Annotated in this window: 17 protein-coding genes; 3 read left to right on the top strand and 14 right to left on the bottom strand. The window is 51.5% G+C overall.

What is annotated here, in order from left to right; translation table 11 throughout:
• Positions 1-76 precede the first annotated feature (76 nt).
• Positions 77-694, top strand: coding sequence for a TVP38/TMEM64 family protein (locus KXG62_RS05700; protein ID WP_218090960.1), 618 nt, complete (start codon positions 77-79; stop codon positions 692-694).
• Positions 695-1449: 755 nt separating this feature from the next.
• Here KXG62_RS05700 and KXG62_RS05695 read toward each other — a convergent pair.
• On the bottom strand, positions 1450-1614 hold the full coding sequence (locus KXG62_RS05695) for a hypothetical protein (RefSeq protein WP_218090959.1): 165 nt from the start codon (positions 1612-1614) through the stop codon (positions 1450-1452).
• Between the two features lie 328 nt (positions 1615-1942).
• On the opposite strand from KXG62_RS05695, the gene KXG62_RS05690 reads away from it, so the two are divergent.
• A complete protein-coding gene (locus tag KXG62_RS05690) occupies positions 1943-2779 on the top strand; it encodes an AraC family transcriptional regulator (RefSeq protein ID WP_218090958.1) in 837 nt (278 codons plus the stop codon).
• Positions 2780-2789: 10 nt separating this feature from the next.
• Here the strand turns inward: KXG62_RS05690 and KXG62_RS05685 are convergent, their stop codons facing one another.
• From KXG62_RS05685 to KXG62_RS05640, 10 genes are all read right to left on the bottom strand, one after another.
• Positions 2790-4085, bottom strand: a complete 1296-nt coding sequence (locus KXG62_RS05685) for a helix-turn-helix transcriptional regulator (protein WP_218090957.1) — start codon at positions 4083-4085, stop codon at positions 2790-2792.
• A gap of 148 nt (positions 4086-4233) precedes the next feature.
• Positions 4234-5664: a LamG-like jellyroll fold domain-containing protein gene (locus KXG62_RS05680; protein ID WP_218090956.1), complete on the bottom strand. Its 1431-nt coding sequence runs from the start codon at positions 5662-5664 to the stop codon at positions 4234-4236.
• A complete protein-coding gene (locus KXG62_RS05675) occupies positions 5661-7466 on the bottom strand; it encodes a family 43 glycosylhydrolase (protein ID WP_218090955.1) in 1806 nt (601 codons plus the stop codon). The genes KXG62_RS05680 and KXG62_RS05675 overlap by 4 nt, the downstream gene beginning before the upstream one ends.
• Positions 7467-7497: 31 nt before the next feature.
• Positions 7498-8823 carry an ABC transporter substrate-binding protein gene (locus KXG62_RS05670; protein ID WP_218090954.1) on the bottom strand — a complete coding sequence of 442 codons (1326 nt, stop codon included), beginning with the start codon at positions 8821-8823 and terminating at the stop codon, positions 7498-7500.
• Between the two features lie 28 nt (positions 8824-8851).
• A complete protein-coding gene (locus KXG62_RS05665; protein WP_218090953.1) occupies positions 8852-10417 on the bottom strand; it encodes a LamG-like jellyroll fold domain-containing protein in 1566 nt (521 codons plus the stop codon).
• 107 nt (positions 10418-10524) lie between these two features.
• Positions 10525-11493, bottom strand: a complete 969-nt coding sequence (locus KXG62_RS05660) for a glycoside hydrolase family 43 protein (protein WP_218090952.1) — start codon at positions 11491-11493, stop codon at positions 10525-10527.
• A 269-nt stretch (positions 11494-11762) separates the two neighbouring features.
• A complete protein-coding gene (locus KXG62_RS05655) occupies positions 11763-14699 on the bottom strand; it encodes a LamG-like jellyroll fold domain-containing protein (protein ID WP_218090951.1) in 2937 nt (978 codons plus the stop codon).
• Positions 14700-15075: 376 nt separating this feature from the next.
• Positions 15076-15528 carry a hypothetical protein gene (locus KXG62_RS05650; protein ID WP_218090950.1) on the bottom strand — a complete coding sequence of 151 codons (453 nt, stop codon included), beginning with the start codon at positions 15526-15528 and terminating at the stop codon, positions 15076-15078.
• A gap of 253 nt (positions 15529-15781) precedes the next feature.
• On the bottom strand, positions 15782-16744 hold the full coding sequence (locus tag KXG62_RS05645) for a glycoside hydrolase family 43 protein (RefSeq protein ID WP_218090949.1): 963 nt from the start codon (positions 16742-16744) through the stop codon (positions 15782-15784).
• 175 nt (positions 16745-16919) lie between these two features.
• Positions 16920-17600 (bottom strand): TetR/AcrR family transcriptional regulator, encoded by a 681-nt coding sequence (locus KXG62_RS05640; RefSeq protein WP_218090948.1) that lies wholly within the window; start codon positions 17598-17600, stop codon positions 16920-16922.
• A gap of 124 nt (positions 17601-17724) precedes the next feature.
• On the opposite strand from KXG62_RS05640, the gene KXG62_RS05635 reads away from it, so the two are divergent.
• Complete coding sequence (locus KXG62_RS05635; protein WP_218090947.1) at positions 17725-19215, top strand: MFS transporter; 1491 nt, start codon at positions 17725-17727, stop codon at positions 19213-19215.
• Positions 19216-19272: 57 nt separating this feature from the next.
• On the opposite strand, the gene KXG62_RS05630 is transcribed toward KXG62_RS05635, so the two are convergent.
• From KXG62_RS05630 to KXG62_RS05620, 3 genes are read right to left on the bottom strand one after another with little or no spacing between them, the layout of a single operon-like run.
• Complete coding sequence (locus KXG62_RS05630) at positions 19273-20223, bottom strand: MTP-1 family protein (RefSeq protein WP_218090946.1); 951 nt, start codon at positions 20221-20223, stop codon at positions 19273-19275.
• 28 nt (positions 20224-20251) lie between these two features.
• Positions 20252-21088, bottom strand: coding sequence for a sugar phosphate isomerase/epimerase family protein (locus KXG62_RS05625; protein ID WP_218090945.1), 837 nt, complete (start codon positions 21086-21088; stop codon positions 20252-20254).
• A gap of 37 nt (positions 21089-21125) precedes the next feature.
• Positions 21126-22202, bottom strand: a complete 1077-nt coding sequence (locus KXG62_RS05620) for a Gfo/Idh/MocA family protein (RefSeq protein ID WP_218090944.1) — start codon at positions 22200-22202, stop codon at positions 21126-21128.
• Between the last annotated feature and the right edge of the window lie 59 nt (positions 22203-22261).

Raw genomic sequence — 22261 nt, 5'->3', positions numbered from 1 at the left:
GCTTTCCTTTTGTGTTACACTAAGGATGATCAACTCGCCAGAAGAAAGACTCAGATTAAGGGAGACATCCTACCGAATGAAGAAATGGTACACCCTCGGCATGTATCTCGTGCTCATACTCATGGTCTATGTGTACAATGATGAAATTTTGCATTGGATGCAGTACGGGGATGCGCCCGTTCTGCTTATTTTTGCGGCTGCGCTCGGCTTTATTATCGTACCGGTCATCCCCTACAAAATCGTTATCGGCATGCTCGGGTATATGTACGGTCCATTGCTTGGCGCTTTCATCAGTTGGACCGCTGCTTCCGTCGCGTCTGTCATTGTTTTCTGGCTGGCACGCTACTTGTTTCAGAAGCAGGGTCGTGCTTACTTGTCCAGGTACGAGAAACTGGAAAAGTTCCAAGCCGCGATTGAAAAAAATCCGTTCCTGATCATTTTATTGGCTCGACTGATCCCGGTTATCCCTCAGGCGGTCGTTAATGTCATTCCTGCCATTACTTCCATTCCGGTCGTTACATTCGCCGTCGCGTCCGCATTGGGCAAAATTCCCGCTATGCTCCTGTATGCGTTCATCGGCAGTAATCTGTTTGCCGGCACCAGCAAGCTCGTTTTGTCCGTCGGCGTGTATGTCCTTTTTTTGGCGATCGTCTACGTCGTCTACCGCTTCTGGCTCAAGAAGCTTTTGCATTAAGCAGCTAGGGTAAATGCCTTATCTTAACGAACCTTGAATTCACAATTGGCTTTTAAATATTTACCGCCGTTTATGAAGACGGCCTGATCCGAATGGGATTCAATCACACCACCAAAGTCAATGATTCGGCCCTCCTTCCAAACAGATACATGAAATCGAAAATATCGAGCATTATCAAATTCAATCTTATGTTTTAAAATACTCCCCTTTATTGGCATAGTGGCTCAGTCCTTTACAGTAATGATATGTTTCTTCTAATTCATAGTGATAATACTAGAAATGGACTGTCGATTGCTTGAGAAACACGCTGCAAATGGTGACTATTATTGTCGATCCGACAAAATTTCCAACAAAAAACGCATCTGCTACGCTCATGCTGCCGTTCACCGTCGCCCCAAGCATGTCAAAGCCTCGTTACCACCCTTGGTCGCATTGTACTCCAGCATATCCCCCCGCCCTTCCGCTCCGTCGGGATAATTATTTCGCAAATAGGACTTTTGTTTAGTATTTGTTTAGAGAAAGATGGTATAATAGAACTATAATGTGACGATTTCCAACAAAATACTACATGATTTTTCACTGAGTCCGGAAGGAGCGCGAAGGATATGCTGAATCTAATCGTCGATAGCGCCATTTGGAAGGCACTTGGATCACTGCTCTTTTTAGCCGTAATCGGGGCAGCACTCTACGTTGTTTATGACGTCCCGTTGGTTCGTAAATAAGGCGCTATTTCCTCGTCCGTAAACACACTGGCGCTATAAATTGAAAAATTTCAGCACGATCCACCCTTTACCGAGTTCAGGCCGATCCGGCACCGAAGGCGATATTGAGTCTGCTTTCGGATTCGGATCACCGCAGCCTGCGGATAAGATAAGGGCAGCCAGTACGATGGCTGTCCATCTGAAAGAAGCAGTATTCATCGCTGTTCCCCCTAAATATGGATTGCAATCCACTCCCCTCCGAAATAGTACAGTTCCGTATCCTGTATCCCCCATGGCATGTTCGCTCCATTTTGGATTCCCAGCCGCAAGTCCCAGCGCTCACCTGCCCGGTTCCGTCCTTCAAGTCGACGAGTACAATCTGCCCTCGCTCCTACTATTTTTTTATACCTCCCTACTTGCCGTACAGGTATAATTAGAATCAGGTTGATTGTGATATGAACTACCGAGCAGGAGGAGATCGTTATACATAGAGGTTGATCGATTGGGAAGGCGGCACGGCTTGCGAGCTAAACGAAGGGATGAATCGATGATGAGACAGACTCAATTGCACTTCAATCCATCGAACATGAGAGTGCCCTTGCACATCCCCATGTTCGGAATTAACCACTGCGATGCTGACTATCACAACATTCGCACCATTTCGGAAATTACGGTCATCGGCTACGTGTTGGCCGGACAAGGTACGATTCGGGTAGATAATCTTAGCTTCCTCGCCCAAGAGAACGATGTGTTCATATTGCCCAAGGGCAGTCATCATGAAGTGACAGCAGATCCCTCTACGAAGGAGGAGTGGACCTACATTTGGTATAACATTCGCGGCAACAGCTCGCGTCTACTGGAAACGTTCCGTCTTCAATCGACGGTTCATATTCCCGATACCGGGATTGAACACTTGTTCCGTAAAGGATTCGAGCTCATGGAGCAGCATGATCTCGACAATGAACAGCTGCATATCCAGCTTGTCTTGATCGGAACCGAGATCATGGCCCATCTGGCCAACATTCTCGAAAAACGAAAGTCTTTATTACCGGTCTCGGTTCAGGAGATAAAGCAATACTTGGATCAAATCGGGACGAGCAAGTTTGATTCCAGTCAAATGAGCAAGTATTTCGCGATGTCGTTCAAGCAGATAAACCGTTTGTTCAAAAAAGAAATCGGAACAACCGTTTACAATTATTTGATGACAAAAAAAATGAAAACAGCCAAGATCCTGCTCGAAGACACGGAGATGTCCATCGATGAAATTTCCTATTTTATCGGATACGCCGATTCCCACAATTTCTCCACCCTCTTTAAAAGAAAAACGGGAGTAACGCCGACGGAGTATAGAAAGAAAAACCCGAGCAGGCAAAGAAGCGACTGAATTTAATCCTTCACCCCTCTCTTGTCAATTTCATCGACTTTCTGTAAGTATGAGGGGTAACGCCCGTGGTGTCTTTGAACACCTTGAAGAAGTAATTGTAGCTGCTAAACCCTGCCTTTTCGTAAATCTCTTTCATCGTATACTCCCCGGATTCAATCCATTGTTGAGCGGCGCGTACCCGTACCTTGTTTACATATTCCGTGAAGCCGCAGCCCGTCTCCTCTTTGAACGATCGACACAGATAGGAAGCGCTTACGCCTGCTTTATCCGCCGCCTGGTCAAGAGAAATAGGATCGTGATAGCACATCTTGATGTACTTTATCGCCAAGCTCACATGATTCGAGTAGTTTACTCCGGGATCCGCGGGAGAAAGCTTCTCAATCAATTGCTTGTACATTTGTTTCAACCAAATCAGAATATCGCTCGCTTGCTTGCATTGTCTGATCTGCTCTCTGGTTAAATCGTCCCCATTGTAAAATGGGTCTTTATTCAGCATAGACTTCACCCAAATTTTTCCTGCGATATGAATCAATTCATTCACAACGAGTTGAAGCGATTCATCCGACAAGCTTCTCTCCTTCAAGTGAAGGAACACATCATCCAAAATCGAATGAGCGCTCTTCGTATCCAGCAGCTTCACGGCCGTCATCAATTTTCTTTCATGCTCAAGACTTAGCGAAGCGATCGGATTACCCCATAAATCATAGCTTCCTCCATGTCCTCTTCCGGAAACGGAACGCTTATTCAACAAGCTGCTTGCCGATTCGTAGCTTTCGGCTGTATGCACTAAATCATGAATGACATCGGCATACGCGTAATCCACGCTAATGTTCAAGTTTACCTCCAATGATTTCTTCATCTTTTGCAACACGCTTTCAGCCTGCTGCAGGATCGAATGGAAGCTGTATTCCTGTGAAAAAAATACGATGGCAAAGCCGCCTTGATCGATATAACTGACAATCCCCTCCTTCCGTTCATTTACGAATCTTTGACACCATGCCATCACGGAGCGGATCATTTGATTTCTCTCTGCAACAGTGAGCCGGGCGGTTAGCATGATGAAGCTTTCTACTTGCAAGGCGGCAACGACCATACTTCGAACAGGCATAGACATGTACTGATGGATGAGCGATTTCATCTGATCCCTATCGTTCTCTTCGCCAAGGATCAAGCTTCTGATCGCATTTTGAACAATCGCCCCGCTGACGCTCTCCCGACGATGTGGCCGCTCCGTTGCCTTCCTCAGATCGATATTCATCTCGCTTCGATCCAACACTTCGTCGTCGACATTAAATATTTTAATCATCGCGAGTGTCTCCGCCCTTCATGTAAGGATGATCATCTCCACTGCTGTATACAAGCCTGGCTGACTGTAAAGATCGTTTTCACCAAAATAAAAGCCGGTTTTCCTGCGCTAAGGATGACCGGCTTTCTGTTTTTGTATTTTGGAAACGTCACTCAACGATTCCCCATCGGAATAAGTAAGACACATCCTCCGCCTGCAGGGAGGTATTGAATATTTCAACATGATCAAGCAGCCCCTCGAACGTGGCGCCGTTCCCCTGCCCGCCGAAAGCGTCCTGTGCGATCCGCCGCCCAAGCCCGCCCGGCACGTGATGCTCGTCGATCCTTGCGAATCCGCCGCGGGCGGAATCGCGCAACTCGCCGTCGAGGTAAAGCTCAAGGCTTCCTTCCGTAAAAACGACCGCCACGTGATGCCAGGAGGCGGTATCCGTAAAGGCTGCCGATACCATAACCGGTGGGGCTCCCCTTCCAGCCGCGGCGGCTTGCAGTCTTCCGTTCTCGATTCTCACGGCAAATCCCGCATCCGCATCGCCTTCAACGTACAGCATTTGCGTTCCCTGGACCTCATCGGCTTTCATCCACATGGATACCGTCCGAAGCGAGAATGCTTCTTGCATGACAGGATCATCAATTATGCAGCCTTCGCCCTCATTGTTGCCGAGACGTTTGATCAATGAATAATGATAAATGAGCTTGATCAGCTCCTCCTCCGTTACATGGAAGAAGGTGGCGTGTCTACGCTGGTAAGGGAAACGGCAATCGGCGGCGGGAAGCTCTTCCGACCAATGGAGCATGTCGGCCGATTCCATGACGCCATACACTCCGTCGGCCCAATAATCGTAGTATAAAAGCCATGCTTGCCGCCCCGGTATGTTCAGCATCTCCGCGCCTTCCGTAACTCCCGGCGTTATCGCCGCAGTGATGCCGGCGTATCCCCCGCCAAGCGAGCCCGACGTAGCGTACCGATTCCGCATCGGACGGACGGATTCATCCTTAAAGAACAAATAATAGCTGTCCTCATGATGCGTAATGTTGGAGTCGATGACCGAATAGCCGGGATCAAACAGCAGCTCCGCCGGTGTAAGCTCATTCCAGTCGTGGGTATAAGCCTTATAAATCCGGTTGTTGTCGGGCTTACTCGAGTTCAGCGTGGACGACCAGTGGATCATGTACCGGCCCGTTTCCTCATCCCAGTTCCATTCCGGCGCCCAGCTGTTCACCGTTTCAGGGAAATTCCCCATCACCGTCAGTGCCTTGGCGTCGGTAAAGGAGATCAAATCCTTCGACCGGGCATAGCCGATCTGTTTGCCTTTATAACGCGAATCCGGAGACGAATGCATCGTATGGACTAAATGGTAAAAGCCGTCAGGTCCTTTATTGATAAAAGGGTCGCGGATGATCCCTCCTCCCACAGGAGTGGCCCATACCGCCTTGTTGTCATTCAATTCGTACCAATGAAGCCCGTCGCGACTGAATGCATAATGAAGCTTGCGCGTCATGTCCGTCTGCTTCGGGCCGGAACGGAAATAAGCCATGAGGTACGCAGGATTGCCGCTCGCCATGAGTTGCTGTTTGTTCATGTTCTAGCATTCCCTCCCAACCGGACTGCTTCATCCGGACGAATGATGACATGATCCGCTTCGATATCCATATGCAATGCGACAATCCCCAGCCTCGCCCGGAACGGGGCCGTCCGGTCGTTGCCGAACAAGGTGCACATTAGCCGGCCGTCGCGGTCTACAAACATCGTCCCGTGTCCTCCATGCGGAACAGCTACATGGCGGTGGCTGTACGGACCGTAAATATGATCCGATACGGCGTACATCAAGTCGTAAGTGCCGTCGACCCGTTCATCGCCATGCCATTCGGCCGCCCCAAGGATATACTTGCCCTTATATTTGACGATAAAAGCCCCTTCATAACCAACCGGGATTCCATCTGCATCCAGCAGTTGACGGGAATCCTCCGCAAAACCGGTCATATTGTGCTTCATCCTCGCGATTTTTCCATTTTGCCATACGAAGTACACTGTGCCGTCATCGTCTTGAAAGAGGCTGGAATCAATGTCCGTGTTCGTCATTCTGCCCATATCGATATACGGACCCTCCGCTTTCCCGGAAACGCTCTTCAGCAGCCCGGTGCTTCCGCCCTTCAAAGAATAGGTCAGCCAAAACGTGTCGTGAACATATATGATTTCGGGAGCCCATAAACAAGGCGAATCATAAATATGGTTTTGCCACGTGCCGTCGATGTGCAAATCCCACGCTTTGACCAGATGCTTCCATTCCTTCAGATCGCCTGAGCTCCATATATGGAGCTCGTCATTGCCGTTCCAAAAGTCGGTGTGCGGCCGGTCGGAAGTGCCCGTTAAGTAATACGTCCCATCGGGTCCCGTATAGACATGAGGATCGCGAAGCGGAAATTGTCCGAGTGGCTGCAGGCCTGCGACCGCTCCTTCTTCAAGGATGAATCCCCGGTCCGGCCGAATGAAGCCGCGTCCGGCCAGCTCCAACGGGAGAATGGCGGGACGGCTCCGAACCGGTGAATAAGCGCCGCAGCCCGAGAAAGCGGCATAGATCGTCCCATCGTTTCCGGCAAATACGGTCGCCTGGCCACCATGCGGAATAACAAGGTAGCGCCTGCTGTAAGGACCGTATATATGGCTGCTGACAGCAACGAAGGTATCGGTGCCTTCGCATCCCATCCGGTTGAACGGCTCTGCGCAGAACAAGTAGTACAGTCCATCGATTTTCTTCATAAAAGCCCCGTGCGTTCCGATTCGCAAGTCCTTGGTAAGCGATGCCTTATCGGAGCGGATCCACTTTTTCCAGGCCGCTGCTTCCAGCAAGCGCGGCTCCTCGGCTAACCCCGACAGATCGTCCTTCATTCTGGCGATGTTTCCGTCTTGGTACAACCAGTACACTGCGCCGTCGTCATCTTCAAATATAGAAGCATCCGTACCATCCGAGGTCATCATGCCGAGTTCATCATAAGGCCCTTCGATACTTCCGGTGACGCTCTTTAGCAATCCGGTTCCACCTTGCTCCAGCGAATAAGTGATCCAGAAGGTTCCGCGCAAATAATGAATCTCCGGACTTGATGCCGCGGCCGCTTCGCGGGAATGGCTCCGTACCGCCGGCACTTGCTGCCATTCCTTCAAATTGCGGGATTTCCAGAGCGGGATACCTGCATGGACGGATTTCTCCTGTGTTGAACGCACCGTACCGGTCATATAGTACCAGCCGTCAGGTCCAAGGCACACGCTGGCGTCCGTCAAAGGGACATCCAGCGCAGCTTGAATCGTCATCGCGTTCTCAGAATATAAGGTGCATGCCGACCACTCCGTTTCAGGATGCGGGGGATTCGGAAGAAAGTTGTCCATCAGGCTAGTCTCCTCATTGATCTATCTTCTTTTACTTTTCTGCCATCTTGAGTTCTGCGATTTTCTTGTCGGCTTCTTCTTTCGCCGTTCTTAACGCTGTATTCATGTCGGCTTTTTCCTCGAATACTGACACGAATGCTTTCCTGATCGCAGCATCCACCGGACCGTTATACTTGGATTGCTCAATCAATGTGGACGGTTCGCTCTTGAATATGCCTTTTAGATTTTTCCCTTTGGCGAATTCCAGATCGGCTGCCCACTGGTCCTTCACCTGGGCATTATTCAATACCGTCAGTTTTCCGTTGCGCGAAGCGATTGTTTGAACCTCCTCGGAGAGCGCAATCTTCAGCACTTCCATGGCCGCATCGGTATGTTTGCTCGTACTGCTGACAAGGAGTTGATGGAAGTCGGCCTGAAGATACTTATTCGGAGCTTCCGGGTGGGACGGCAGCTGCACAACATCCCAATCCAGCCCGTTCGCTTGCGGAAGGAAACTGAACATGCCGATGGAGTAATAGGCCGCCATGGCAATATTCTGGTCTTTAATAAAGGCATTGATCGTGTCGAGCCCTACGGCTTTCGGTTTGTTGTTTGGAATATTGTAAATATTCATCGCTCTTTCGAACATCGTTTTCCAAACGTCCGGAACGTTCGCTTGCTGCGTTTTCTTATCGACTAAATTGATCGAAAGCGGAGAAGCGAATGTCGTAATGCCTCCGTGCGTAACATAAAGTCCGAGATAGTTGACTCCATCTACATTGCTGGATACCTTCTTGGCCAGCTCGGCCGCTTGATCCCAGGTCATTCCATCCGTCGGATAAGGGACTCCGAATTTATCGAAAATCGCTTTGTTATACCATAAGGCGAACGCATTCTGTGTAAACGGTACCCCGTATATTTGTCTATTGTCGCCAAGCTGCTTGATCGAGTCCATGAGAACCGGATTTATTGTCGAGATGTCGATATGATGCTTCTTGAACTGTTCTCTCAGATCGAGCGGATACTGCAAGTCGACTCTCCCGCTTTGCGCCGGTCCCCCGTATATCAAATCGGGTGTATTCCCTGCCGTTATAAGGTCGTTTAAGGTTTGCCCTTGTCCAGGTCTTACAATCTCGAAGGAGATTTGGGGATACTTCTTCTGCACCGGAACCGTAATGTACTTATTCCATTCCTCGTCGGTCATTCCCGGGATCTCGATGAACACTTTCAATGCGGCTGGATCAATTTTGAAGGCGGTTTCGGTTTTCTCTCCCGATTTTTCTCCCGCCGTGTTTTCCGGCTTCGTCCCGGGAGAACCGCATGCCGTTACCATCGTCAATACCATGAAACTTTGAACTGCCAACCATCCCTTTTTCATTTTGAACACCTTCCCATTTTTTTTTATTTTATTTATTGCCCGGATGATGGAAGAGGAACCGCACATCCGCATCCTGCAGTGGTGTATTGTAAATTGTAACCGCGTCCAGCATGCCTTCGAAATAGGCGCCATCCCCTTTGTCGCCGAACGCATCTTCGGAGAACCGCCGTCCGAGACCCCCTTGCTTGTCGCGAACGCCGACTTTAGTAAAGCCTGCTGTCGTTTCATTCACTAATTGGCCGTCTAGGTACAGCTTGAATGCGCCTTCAGCAAATACGACCGCCACATGCCGCCATACACCGGTCTGCTTGAACTCGGCGGAAACTGCAGCCTGCACGCCTCCTTCAGCCACTGACGCTTTCAACTGTCCGTTCTCCAGCTTGATGGCAAGCCCGCTGCCCGCTTCACCTTCGTCGTAGAGTACTTGTGTTTTTCTTACTCCCTTCGCGTTCACTCTCATCGATACCGTTCGAAGCGCGAACGGATCACTTATTTTGCTCTCTGTAAACCGAACGTCAGTCTTTTTCCCGTCGAATTGCAGTGGCCCGGTTTCCTCCTTGCCATAACGGGCTACCACAGAAAAATGCTGGATGAGCTTAGACAACTCTTCCTCCGTAATGGGCAAGAACGTGGCATGTCTGCGTTGGAACGGAAACCGGTAAGACGACTTCGGCAGCTCAGACGACCAGTGGATCATATCGTTCGATTCTTTTATGCCGAATTTGCCGTCGGCCCAGTAGTCGTAATAAAGATACCACTTCTGCTGTCCAGTTAATTTCAGCGTTTCCACCGCTTCCGTCACATTCGGAGTGATCTGCGGGCTCGTATCGCCGTACCCGCCGTCAAGCTGATCGGATACCGCAAACCGGTTCCTCATCGGCCGAAGGTTCTCGTCCTTAAAGAACTGATAGTATTTGCCTTCATGGGATGCAATGTGCGAATCTATAACGCTGTAGCCCGGATCAAACAACAGCTCAGCCGGTGTGAAGGTTTCCCAATCCGTTGTATACGCTTTATATATCCGGTTATTATCCGCCACCTTCGAATCAAGCGTGGAGGACCAATGAACCATATAACGGCTGGTCGCGGCATCCCAATTCCACTCCGGCGCCCACACGTTGGTCGAATTCGGGAAGTTCTCCATCACATTTATAGCTTTTGCATTTGTAAACGTAATCAAATCGTTTGACTTGGCATAACCGAGTTGTTTGCCTTTATGAACGGACCCCGCAGATGAATTCATCGTGTGCACCAAATGATAAGATCCGTCAGGTCCTTTACTTAGAAAGGGATCTCGAATGATGCCGCCACCGACAGAGGTCTTCCAAACCGCCTTGTTGTCGTTCAGTTCATACCAATGAAGTCCGTCGCGGCTGAAAGCATAATGCAGCCGCAGGTCCATCTGTGTTTGATTCGGCCCTGACCGAAAGTAAGCCATCAAGTAGGCGGGACTGCCGGAGGCTTCTTCCGGCCGCAAACCGGAAGCTTGCCCCGCATCCGCTCCCCTGTCTCCGTTGTTGATACAGCCGGCTAAGACGATAGAAATCATTGCGGGAAGAAGCACCAAAAATACGAACCATTTCCTCTTTAACATGTTTGCACCACAACCAATTCCAGTTTATTGGCCCTGCGCCAAGTACCCGTCATCTCTTGCTTTGGGCGGTCTGATATACACCCCCAGCCCGCCAAAGGCGGCTGCCATCACTTCCGGCCGTTCGAAGGGATCGCCTGTTCGGTAAGGGTTGGACCCTCCACATAAATGGTGCCGTCCTCCCGGAAACCCATCCGGTCCATGCACACTTGGCGGTTGCCGCCGCCTTGGGCCGGATCCGTGTGGGTGTGATACACCATGAATAACTCGGTCCCGTCGGGCGAAGCAATAATGCTATGGTGGCCCGGTCCGGATATATCATCGCTCTGGCTCGTAAGAACAGGATTGTTTTCATATTTGCTATAAGGCCCCAGCGGCTTCTCGGAAACCGCATAGCCGACCGAATAATGGCGGTCGCCGAAGTAGTTAGCGGAATAGGTCAGATAGTACGTTCCGTTTCTCTTCAGTACGAAAGGTCCCTCATTCCATAGATACCCTCGATCGAGAGATTTCATCTCCCACTCCTGGTCCGGCTTGGTCAAGCAAACGGCGTCTCCCGTGACGGTAATCATGTCGTCTCCCAGCTCGATACCGTATAAATGGCTTTCATGACGGCCGTTCACGATATTTTCCGAGCAGTCTCTGGAATAGTACATGTACATTTTACCGCTGTCGTCGAACAAAATATTGGCGTCAATCGCCGCATAACCGAAATCGAACATCGGTTGGTCGTACACATCGATGAATGGACCCGCCGGCCGGTCCGCGACCGCGACACCGATTCGCAGGCTGTCCTTTTCTTTCCATCGAGCCGTATAGTACATATAAAATTTACCGTCGCGCTCTACGACCTCAGGTGCCCAAAATTGCCTAAAACCCCAAGATTGTTCGTTTTTCTCATATACAAACCCTTCCTCTTGCCAATGAACCAGATCGTCCGAGGACCATGCTTTGAAGCCCTGCTCGATGGCCGACGTCGGATAACAATAATACTTGCCGTCGGATGCCTTCAAAATATACGGATCGCCAATTTTTTGGATGGGAAGCGGGTTTTTGTAATAGCCAGATTGGGTTGACATACGGGTGTTCTCTCCTTTGAGTATAACTTTACATTTATGCAGTATTTAATTCAATAATTATTGCATACGTTCCTCTTTTTATGAACTATAGTTCGCTGAATTACGGCTCACGGCTTCACCACCCGACGGTCTGTTCAAATCACTTATCTCTATCATAATTCGCTCAACCTGCGTTAGTAATATTAAAAATGGAATAAATACTATGCAATAGGGACATCAACGTCCGAAAAGCACCCCCTTACGGAGTGCACTTCGAACGCATTGCTCTTTTAATGACCTGATGCCAAATACGAAATGTCTCCAGCCTCCAAAGGTATGTTATAGATCCGGACTTCGTCGATTTTCCCGTTAAAATAATCGCCGCTGCCCGATCCGCCGAAGGCATCCAGACCGCTGCGCCTTCCTAAAGCGCCGAAATCGGGATGCATGCTGACACGGGAATAGCTTGCGGTAGACGAATGTTTGAGCTGTCCGTCAAGATACAGGCTGATCACGCCTTCGTTGAATACGACAGCTACATGATGCCAGGAAGCGGTATCCGTCAATGGAGTCGTCACGGTAGTCTGGACACTGTTCTCCCTGACGGCGGCTTTCAAATTCCCATTTTCGATTCGAATGGCCATACCGGATGCGCTTCCGCCTTGATCGTATAACACGTTAGTACCGTTTGTGGTGTCGGCCTTAATCCACATCGTTACCGAACGTTTATTGAAGGCATTGTGCATGAAGCCGGATACGGTGTGATTGTCGGCGAGGAATACGTAATCGTCCGCCCCGTCCAGATCCAGCGCACCGCCGATCTTGCCGGACGAAGTCCATGCCGCTCCGCCGTACAGCTTGCCGGGATTGCCGCTGCCGGATGCGTCGGCCGCTTTCGTACCGCTCGTTTCGCCCAGTCTGTAATAAGCCTGCAAATGGTTGTACCTGTTCAGATTGAGCACATCGGCGAGTTGTAAAGGTACGGCATACACGCGAAATTCGTCGATCTTGCCGGCAAAGTACGCGCCGCTGCCGGAGACGCCGAAGGCATCCGAATCGGAACGCCTGCCCAGCGCAGCGGAATCTCCGTGAGCGCTGACGGTGTTGAAGCTTGCCGTTGCCGATTGTTGAAGGATTCCGTCCAAGTACAGACTGAGCGATCCCTTATCGAACACGACCGCGATGTGATGCCAGGACGATGCGACATCGGAAAAATTCGCGCTTACGGTCGTTGGCGCACCACCTGCCCTGACCGCTGCCTTTAAGCTCCCGTTCTCAATCATGACGCTTAGTCCCGAAGTGCTGCCTCCTTCATCGTAAAGCACCTGGGTACCGTTCGTCGATACCGGTCTCACCCACATGGATATCGATCGCATTTGAAACGGATCATGCATAAAGCCCGTACTGCTGGAGTTGTCCGCCAGCTCCGCATAATCATCTATGCCGTCGAATTGCAGCGCGCCGCCGACTCTCCCGCTCGCCGTCCAGGCCGCACCGCCCGCCACCGTCACCGAATGATGGTTTATCGTATTGTCGGCGGCAGCGCTCCCGCTCGTTTCATCCAGCTTGTAGTAAGCCTGCAGCCCTGCGCTCGTAACCAAGTAAGAGACATCCTCCGGCTGAAGCGGAACGGTAAAAATTCGAATGTCGTCAACCTTCCCGTCGAAGTAATCTCCCGAACCCGATCCGCCGAAGGCGTCCAATCCGCTGCGCCTTCCGACGGCGGCCGAATCGCCGTGAGCACCGATGCTCGTATAGCTTGCCGTCACTGTTTGCACAAGCTTGCCATCGAGATACAGACTAAGCTTCCCTTCGTTGAAGACAGCTGCCGTATGATGCCAGGACGAGGTATCGGTGAAAGCAGTGCTTACTGTCGTTTGCGAGCTGCCTTCCCTTACAGCCGCCTTCAGCACACCGTTTTCGATTTTTACGCCGAATCCGGAAACATTGCCACCCTCCTCATAAAGCACCTTGTTGCCTCCGGTGGCATCCGCTTTGAACCACATCGAAACCGATCGAAGTTTGAAGGCATCGTGCATGAAGCCTGTGCTCGACGAATTGTCAGCAAGCTCGACATAATCGTCCACACCGTCGAGCTCCAGTCCACGGCCAGCCAGTCCGCCTGCTGTCCAGGCGGCTCCCCCGAACACGGTTGCCGTATGCCCGTTGACGGATGCGTCGGCAGCAGAGGTACCGTTCGTTTCCTCGAATTTGTAATGGGCTTCCAGCGAATAGCGATCAAGCAAGCTCCACAGCTCCGATTCCTTCAGCTTGGTCACACTTGCATGTCTTGTCTGGTAAGGGAACCTGACGCTGCTGGCGGATAATTCGCTCGACCACGCCGACGGGTCGGTTATATTCGTCGTTTGCTTGATCCCGTATTTGCCTTGAGCCCAGTAATCGTAGATCATGTAATGCTTATCTTCCCGAAGATCCTTGAACACCTCGGGCGCTTCTGTCTGCGGCGGAGTCAAGTACCCGGATATATTCGAATAAGATCCGGCCAAGCTTCCCGAAGAAACCTGTTTGGTTGCCGCATAGGTGTTCGGATCGCTATCATAAGTGTACGTATCATCTTTATAGTACATATAGTAGGTTCCGTTATATTGGGCGATATTGGCATCAATGGCCGATATAATGCCGGGATCGAACCACAGGCTCGCATTTGAAAATGTAGTCCAGTCTGCTGTCTTGGCCGTGTAATGCTTGTTTCGGTCCGCAGACGGCCTGTTCAGTGTCGACGCCCAATAGAGCCGGTATTGCCCTATCGTATCGTCGTAGGTCCATTCCGGCGCCCATGCGTTGACGACGCCGCTGTAGTTTTGCATGACCGGGATGATTTCGCCGTTTCCCCATGAAATTAGATCAGTAGACGAAGCATGCCCAATGCCCACCTGGCCACCGCCGGTCGTATAGACCAAATGCCAAGTTCCGTCAGGCCCTTTGTTCAAAAACGGATCGCGAACAATTTGACCTCCGACAAGAGGTTTCCATATATAGTTATTGTTGTTCAGCTCGTACCAGTGCATGCCGTCTCTGCTGTACGCATAATGGAGCTGCCTTTTCATATCCGTCTGACCTGGTCCGGAACGGAAGTAAGCCATTAAATACGCATCTCCGGACTCGGAATCATGCTCCGAGGTAGCACCGGAGGATTGAGGGAATAGAACCAACAAGAATAACACCGTCGAAAGCAATACGATTTGCCGGGCAAGAACTTTTAACATGTCGATACCTCACTTTTCCCAATATGGATAAAGGCCAATCGTAGTCAGCTCGAGTCCCCTCCCCCTTTCTTGTAACCGCATTCATTTTATTGCGGATTCGCACCACCGTACTGTTGGAATGGCATGAATGGCGGTTGGAAACCAGTATACACAATAAACATTGGTAAAAAATTACTAATTTTTGATCACGCACTACAAAATATTTTACTTCCAGTCAACATTTCTTCAAAAAAGAAAAACGATCATGATCCACATCGTTGGAAAATGATCGTCTTTATGCCGTTTCAGCAGGATCCTGGAACGTTATCTTACTTTATTGGACCCAGGGAGGACGCTATGTCATACCCGTGTCTGTGATTGAGCTCGCTATTCGGCTTTACACTTTCTCCGCTTCTTTTTTCTGTTTTTGATTCAAAAAACCATCAAAATAATAAACAAATGAACCGTTCTCTGCAACCCGCAGGGCCGCGTAGCTTTTTTTATGCAGCTGGTCCAGCAGTTCACGCGCTTCGTCCAAAGATAAATTTGTCGTCATCGCAATATCTACAGCTGTCACATAACCTTCGTTTTGAGCCGCTAATTTCAATACGGCTCTTTCCATTCCCTCAAACTTGATTTGTTTCTGCTGTTCAAGCTCAGCTTCACGTATATTCGTACCTTGTTTGTATTTCATGACGCTGTAAATGATCCAAGCCCCCGCGACAACTAGAAAAAATGTTAAGACAATTTTCCACCCGCCGCCCGTAAACCATTGGCCGATCGCTTGTAAAATCACTAACATAATGATCCAACCTAAGCATCCTCCCCAACCACTAGATTTATCACTCATTGCTTCTCCTCACCAACCCTGAACGATAAATATTTCCAATAACCGTAATATACAACAAACAGCATTGAAAATACTACACTCTATTAAAATTAAAAACCATCGCGGAGCGGCCGCATTTGCTCCTGACATGGCGACGTTGACTACAATGTCTCCTTATTTGTGCGTCCTGCTACGACAGAAATCTCAGAAAAAAACAAAAAAGCTTGATTTCTCAAGCTTTCTCGAATGCGTTGATGATGCCGCCTCAACCTGTTCATTCCCCTGAAGGCACCGGGATATCACTGCCGATGGGAGCGGGAACACCGAAGTCCGGTGTGCCGTCGGCATGCCATCCGAACTTCTGCGCGCAAGCGCACCGGCGGCTCGCCCCACCGTTCGATTCCGGAATCGCGTGGTACAGAATCCAGTCCTCTGTGCCGTCCGGCGATACGGTGAAGCCGTTATGCCCCGGGCCGAAGGCTTGGTTCTCTACGCTTTTGGCGAAGACAGGACCATCGTGCTTGATCCAGCTGGCTGGGTTCATGATGTCGTCCGACTCAGAAGCAGTCAGCATACCGAGCGCATAATCGTCCGACCAGCATGCGCTTGCCGAGAAAATGAGGAACAACTTGCCGTTCCGCTTCAGGAATATCGGTCCTTCGTTAATCGCCATGCCGCCCTGCTTCTCCCACGCCTCTGTCGGCGCAGACAGCAGCACCTCATCGCCGATCGTCGTCCAAGGATCGCTCATTCTCACCATATAGAGCGCTGACCCGTAATCCGGAAAACTCCCATACCCGGAATAAACAAAATACAGCTCGTCCCGGTGCTGCAGCACCGTACCGTCCAGTCCGGCGATCGCCGTGCGGATCTGCCCCTTGTCCACCCATTCGCCGCTGAGCGGATCGGCGGACGCGTTCTCCAGCGCATAGCATCGGCGCGTCTGGTCGCCAGGCTTGCCGCCTTGACCGTCATTAGCCGTATAATAGATGTACCATTTCCCCTGGATGAAATGAATTTCCGGCGCCCAAATGTTTTTGCAGTTCGGCCCGGTTTCGGGAGCCCGCCATACGGTTTGCGGCGTTGTGTCGGCAATCCCGCTGATCGTAGGCGATTTCCACATATCGATCCGGTTGCCCCGCGTCACCGTAAAATAATAAAATCCGTCCGTATGCCGGTAAATCCACGGATCCGCGCCTTTTTCCAATAACGGATTGCGAAACGTTCTTGACATCATGAAGGTCCTCCCCGCTGGGTCGAATTGGTAAATGATAAAAAAACAGAATCTACCCTATCATACCAAATGTTGACGGGATCGCCTATCTATGGAAAGAACACGTCAGCAAACAACCCGCTCCGGCTGCCGGCCAGAGCGGGTTTATCTGCTCTACGAGATGAGCGTTTTTTACACTTTACTTCTCCTGCTCCTGTATCACCTGCTCAATTCCGAGCAGAATCAGCTTCAAGCCGAATTCAAACGCTTCGTCAGTCCCCATCAGCTCGAACAGCCCGCGCTTGAACATCCCCCGAAACAATCCCGCTTCCGACTCGCTCATGGAATCCAGAAGGCGGATGATCTCCTCACCCGGATGCACGCCCTTGTCCTTAAGGGTATCGGACATATTGCGCTGATCCTGGTCCGCGTCCAACACGAATCCCAAGACATAGTTCGTAAGCGTAAACACCGCTTGTAATTTCTGCTCTTGCTCAAGTGGTGTCGATTCCAAGCAGAGAAGCATACGGTTGGTGAACCGCACGATATCCGGCTCGAGGGGCAGCGTCAGCATCATGAGCTGTGTGGAGCAAGGGTACCGGCAGAGCACACGCCGTACCGTTAACGCAAGCCCCGTCAGCTGCGCCTTCCAGTCCCCCTCGGAATGGAACGCCTCCAGAATGATCCTCGATACCTGGTTGGCCAGACGCTGGTACAGATTCTGCTTGCTCTTGAAATACCAGTACAAAGAGGGAGCCTGAATCCCCAGCCGGTCGGCCAATCGTCTCATGCTGAACTTCTCGATGCCTTCTTCCCCCAGAAGCTCCCACGACGCTTCCAAGATCTTATCCTCCGAAATTGGAGGCTGCTGCTTTTTCATCGGTATCCGCCCTTGTATCTAACAGTGTAAGTTTATCCTTTACAGGTTCATAGGTTCATGATACCATCTAACACTGTAAGGTTCAAACTAACACTGTTAGACAATCATAACGGAGGGATTCCCCTTGAAGCAAACCAACAAGATGATGGTTTTTATCGCCCTTATGATCGGCATGATCTTTTCGGGACTGGATGAGACGGTAATTTCGACAGCAATGCCTACCATTATCCGGGATCTGCACGACATGACGCTATACGGCTGGGTAGCCGGCATCTACATGCTGACGATGACCGCCTGCATGCCCATCTTGGGCAAGCTGTCCGACATCTTCGGACGTAAATGGCTATATCTGATCAGTATCGCTCTCTTTATTCTCGGCTCTCTTGTGAGCGGCTCCGCCTCTACGATGGAACTCTTGCTACTAGGCCGAGGCATCCAGGGAGTCGGAGCAGGCGGCCTGATGCCGCTGGCCATGGTCATTTTCGGAGAAACCTTTACGTTAGAGCAGCGCGTCAAGCTGCAGGGGTTGTTCGGCATTATGATGATTCTGCCCCAACTGGTCGGCCCGATGATCGGCGGCTATGTGGCGGATCATATGAGCTGGCACTGGGTGTTCCTGATCAATCTTCCCGTCAGCTCGCTGGCTGCCCTTCTGATGCTCCTGGGTCTGCATGAAGAGAAACACCGTGAATCGCGTTCAGTGGATTACGCCGGAGCGCTGACTCTGATGGGATCCATCTTATCCCTGCTGCTGGCTCCCGTGCTGATCGAGAACAAAGGCTTGGCTTGGACCTCTCTTCCGGTGCTGGCGCTGCTCGGCGCTTCCGCTGTCCTGCTGGTTCTGTTCGTACTCATCGAACGCCGGGCCGCGGAGCCCATCATTCCGCTGCGCCTCTTACGGAACCGCAACATCGTCGTCATGGCCCTGCTGATGTTCACGGTGATGTGCGGCATGATGGGAACTGCGTCCTCCTTCCCGTATTACGCCCAGATCGCCATGGGCTTCTCGGCAACGGTATCCGGCTACTTCACGCTGATGTTAATGGCCGGCGCCCTCCCGTTCAGGCTGGCGTGCGGCTTCCTGATTTCCCGCATCCCCTATCGTACGCTGTTCATCGGTTCGTTCCTGTTCCCGGTTGCAGGACTACTGCTGGCCCTCCGGATCCATTCGGGCCAAAGCTTCCTCTATCCCGCCCTCTGCTTCTTCATCATGGGCATCGGCACAGGAACCTTGATGGCCGGGGAGACTCTGCTCATTCAGGAATCCGCGGAGGAAGCGGACCGGGGCATCGCGCAATCCACCGTGCAGCTGTTTCAGACGATGGGCGCCAGCATCGGCATGAGCGCCTTCGGCAGTCTGCTCGCCGGGCGGCTGAAGAGCGGCTTGACCGCGCTGAAGGATATTGTTCCCGGCGGCAACGCAAATATCAATCTGAACGATCTGAATGTATCGGAATGGACGCCTGAGCTAAGGGAAACGGTGACGGGCGTCCTGACGAACGCCTTCCATCATCAGTTCGGGCTGGCTCTTGTCTTCGCCATTGCCGGCGTCGTCATCTGCTTCTTCTTCGGCAGAGGCGTGCTTGCTTCGGAAGCCCCGGCCGATCTCAAATGATGGCTTGGCTGCTGAGCCTGCTCCCGAGCCGGTTCGCAGCCCGCTCATCTTCTTCCTTTAAACCATACGCCCATGTCCCTCGAACGGATAGTCGATCGTAATACGCCCCGTCTGGCAATCGCCAATGCCGCTGTAAAGATCGGCCTTGCCATCCGGACGCATCACAATGCCCGAAGTAAAGACGCAGTCCACCAAATGCGGTGTCTTGGCAGGTCCCGGCGGGTAGCAGGGACGACTTCCGATCAAATGAAGGTTCGAGGACTCTCGGGTGATTGGATCGAAGACGAAAGCCATGTTCAGGTACACCTTCACTTCCCCTCCGCGCTCATCCGTATCCCGGTAGCTAATGTGGCCAATGACGCCGATTTTGCCGCTGTCGAGCAAATAAGCCTGATTAACGCCTCCCCATTCGCCTTCCCCGAAGATGCCGTAAATGTACGGTGCGTTCTCGATGACGTCCGCAGTCAACTCTTCCAGTGTGTCAACGACCGTGAAGCCGATCATGGACTCGCTCCCGTATTTGCCTCTCATCTCCGCACTGCGCGGGCGCGAGAAGACGCCAATCTTGCCATCGGACAACGGAACAAGGCGAATATCCTTCATTTTGTTAGGTCCGGTAGTGAAGTAATACAAATCGTGGAGGTCGGTACCCCGGAAGAAATAGCCGAAAAACGTGCTGTATTTTCCGCGTTCGTATTGCACATGAGTCCCGCCCATGACAAGCTCATCACCGATCACCGTGATGTAAGGGTCCTCCAGTGTATAGATCATGCTATCCTTTACCACGGTCCATTCATCCTGTCCCGTCTCCTCGAACAGGCGGACCCAAGAGCGGGCCCATTCGTCTCGGCGTTCTACCCGCCCGAACAAATAGCGCTTCCCGTCCCATAGGAACGGAATCGAAATATTGTAGACATCGAAACCGTCGACGCCATGGAATACAACGGTCGCACTCTCATAGATCTTTTTTGCCGCTTCAAATTCAAGTCTTTGCGCCTGCAAGGTCACATTTCTCCACCCCTTCCTTTGGTTACGATTACAGCCCAACCGTTCCGAACACTTTGTCGAAGCAAGCTTTGGAGTGCTGTGCGAGAATCTCCGGGGCGTCCGTCGGCTTCTTCTGCGCCAAAATTTCTTGGGAGATGGCTCCTTTGTAGCCGATGTTCTGTAGACCGCGCAGGAAGCCGGTCAAATCGATCACACCTTCACCGGGATAGACGCGGCCGTTGTCGAGTGCTTCCTCCATCGGTACATCCGGCGCATCGTTAATATGCACATGAACGATCTGGCTGACATCCAGCTTCTCGATATCCGCTACCGTCAGGCCGTTCGTATACCAGTGGAACGAATCGTACAGCAGCCCTACGTTCTTTTGTCCAATGGCATCGATCCAGTCGAGCGTCTCGTCCACCGTCCAGATGAACGGATTCGCCCATTTGGTCCGCAAATGGTGAGGGCCTACGAATTCCAGGCCAAGACGCAGACCGAACGCGTCCAAAATTTGCGCGCACGTACGCAGGCGGCGTGTCGCGAGCGCCATGAAGTGTGCAGCCTTTTGATCGGTAGAAGGCAGAATATACGTGCAGCAGTTCTTTGCGCCGACCGCTTGAGCCGCTGCAGCCGTTTGAGCCAGCCTGCTCAGTCCTTCACGGAACTTCTCCTCCGACGTTCTCCACTCGACACCGAAGCCGAAATTGCCGATGACGAGGCCGTTCCGCTCCAGAAGCTCCTTCACCTTCTCTGCGGAGCTGCGTTCGACAAGCCCTCTGACGTCCACATCCACAGCCTGAAAGCCATATTGGCCGGCAAGCTCTATTAGCTGCTCATCGCTTTCGATATCGCCCATTCCGGCGCGCGTTAATCCTCTCAACATGTTCCGTTCCCGCTTTCTTCTATAATATGGTTTGAATTTACAGATTCCAGTTCAACTTGACTTCGTTGCCGGATTTGGAAGATTCGTAGATGGCATCGAGCACAAGGTTGTTCGTCAACCCTGTCAGCGCCGAGCTGATCGGCTGCTTGCCTTCTCTGACGCACTGCAGGAAGTGACGGCTGAGGCGTACGCGCTCACCTTCGTCATTCTCCGGCTTGCTAATCTCCGTCTCGATCGGACGATTGAATTTTTCGGTCAGCAGCTTGCCTTTGTTGCCTCGATAGGCAGCGCCGCCTTCCGTACCCATCAGATGAATGAACGGCGTATTGTCCGTATCCATATGTACCGCCCAGCTTACTTCGAGCGACAACGTGCTGCCGTCTTCCATCTTGATCAGCGCGGTCGCCAAATCTTCCACGTCGTAGATGCCGTCCCAGTTCGGCGTTCCCCACGTGCCGATCCCTTTGCGCCGCGGGCCGAACTCAGCGTAAGTGGCGCCATAGACGGACACCGGCTTCGGATTACCCATCAAATACAAGGCAAGGTCGAGCATGTGAACGCCGATATCGATCAAAGGGCCGCCGCCGGACTGATTCATGCGCGTAAACCAGGTCCCCCAGCCCGGGATGCCCTTGCGGCGGAACCAGCCGGTCTTCGCTGTATAGATGCGTCCGAGCTCGCCGGCCACAACCTGATCCTTAATTTGCTGCGCTACCGATTGAAACCTCATTTGGTGGGACACCATCAGCACTTTATCGGATCGTTGGCTGGCTGAATAAATTTCTCTTGCCGCGTCCGCGCTGATCCCCATCGGTTTCTCCAGCAGCACATGCTTGTTCGCTTCTAACGCTTGAATAGCCAGCGGGGCATGGAATTGATTAGGCACCCCGATAATTACCGCGTCTACATCCTTGCTATGAATAAGCTCTTCTGGAGATTTAGCCACCGTCGCGATGCCGAACTCCTTCGCGCGCGACTCCGCCATAGGTGCATAAGCGTCGTAGACCGAAGTGATGACACAATCACCCGCCAGCTTGGAAAATTCCTTCATGTGAACGCCGCCGATATTGCCTGCGCCGATGATGCCGATTTTCACTTTCTCATTGTTTGCCATGAACATTGGGCCTCCCTTGTTATGAGCACGCTATTCCTCTATTTATGGTAAAATAAACG

It is taken from the genome of Paenibacillus solanacearum (assembly GCF_910593845.1).
In the GTDB taxonomy this organism is placed as follows: domain Bacteria; phylum Bacillota; class Bacilli; order Paenibacillales; family NBRC-103111; genus Paenibacillus_G; species Paenibacillus_G solanacearum.
This window is presented reverse-complemented; position numbering and strand designations above follow the sequence as displayed.

Bases quoted from the DNA above. Each gene is read 5' to 3' on its own strand.
- KXG62_RS05700 (WP_218090960.1), top strand. From the start codon at position 77: ATGAAGAAATGGTACACCCTCGGCATGTATCTCGTGCTCATACTCATG.
- KXG62_RS05695 (WP_218090959.1), bottom strand. From the start codon at position 1,614: ATGAATACTGCTTCTTTCAGATGGACAGCCATCGTACTGGCTGCCCTT.
- KXG62_RS05690 (WP_218090958.1), top strand. From the start codon at position 1,943: ATGATGAGACAGACTCAATTGCACTTCAATCCATCGAACATGAGAGTG.
- KXG62_RS05685 (WP_218090957.1), bottom strand. From the start codon at position 4,085: ATGATTAAAATATTTAATGTCGACGACGAAGTGTTGGATCGAAGCGAG.
- KXG62_RS05680 (WP_218090956.1), bottom strand. From the start codon at position 5,664: ATGAACAAACAGCAACTCATGGCGAGCGGCAATCCTGCGTACCTCATG.
- KXG62_RS05675 (WP_218090955.1), bottom strand. From the start codon at position 7,466: ATGGACAACTTTCTTCCGAATCCCCCGCATCCTGAAACGGAGTGGTCG.
- KXG62_RS05670 (WP_218090954.1), bottom strand. From the start codon at position 8,823: ATGAAAAAGGGATGGTTGGCAGTTCAAAGTTTCATGGTATTGACGATG.
- KXG62_RS05665 (WP_218090953.1), bottom strand. From the start codon at position 10,417: ATGTTAAAGAGGAAATGGTTCGTATTTTTGGTGCTTCTTCCCGCAATG.
- KXG62_RS05660 (WP_218090952.1), bottom strand. From the start codon at position 11,493: ATGTCAACCCAATCTGGCTATTACAAAAACCCGCTTCCCATCCAAAAA.
- KXG62_RS05655 (WP_218090951.1), bottom strand. From the start codon at position 14,699: ATGTTAAAAGTTCTTGCCCGGCAAATCGTATTGCTTTCGACGGTGTTA.
- KXG62_RS05650 (WP_218090950.1), bottom strand. From the start codon at position 15,528: ATGAGTGATAAATCTAGTGGTTGGGGAGGATGCTTAGGTTGGATCATT.
- KXG62_RS05645 (WP_218090949.1), bottom strand. From the start codon at position 16,744: ATGATGTCAAGAACGTTTCGCAATCCGTTATTGGAAAAAGGCGCGGAT.
- KXG62_RS05640 (WP_218090948.1), bottom strand. From the start codon at position 17,600: ATGAAAAAGCAGCAGCCTCCAATTTCGGAGGATAAGATCTTGGAAGCG.
- KXG62_RS05625 (WP_218090945.1), bottom strand. From the start codon at position 21,088: ATGTTGAGAGGATTAACGCGCGCCGGAATGGGCGATATCGAAAGCGAT.
- KXG62_RS05620 (WP_218090944.1), bottom strand. From the start codon at position 22,202: ATGGCAAACAATGAGAAAGTGAAAATCGGCATCATCGGCGCAGGCAAT.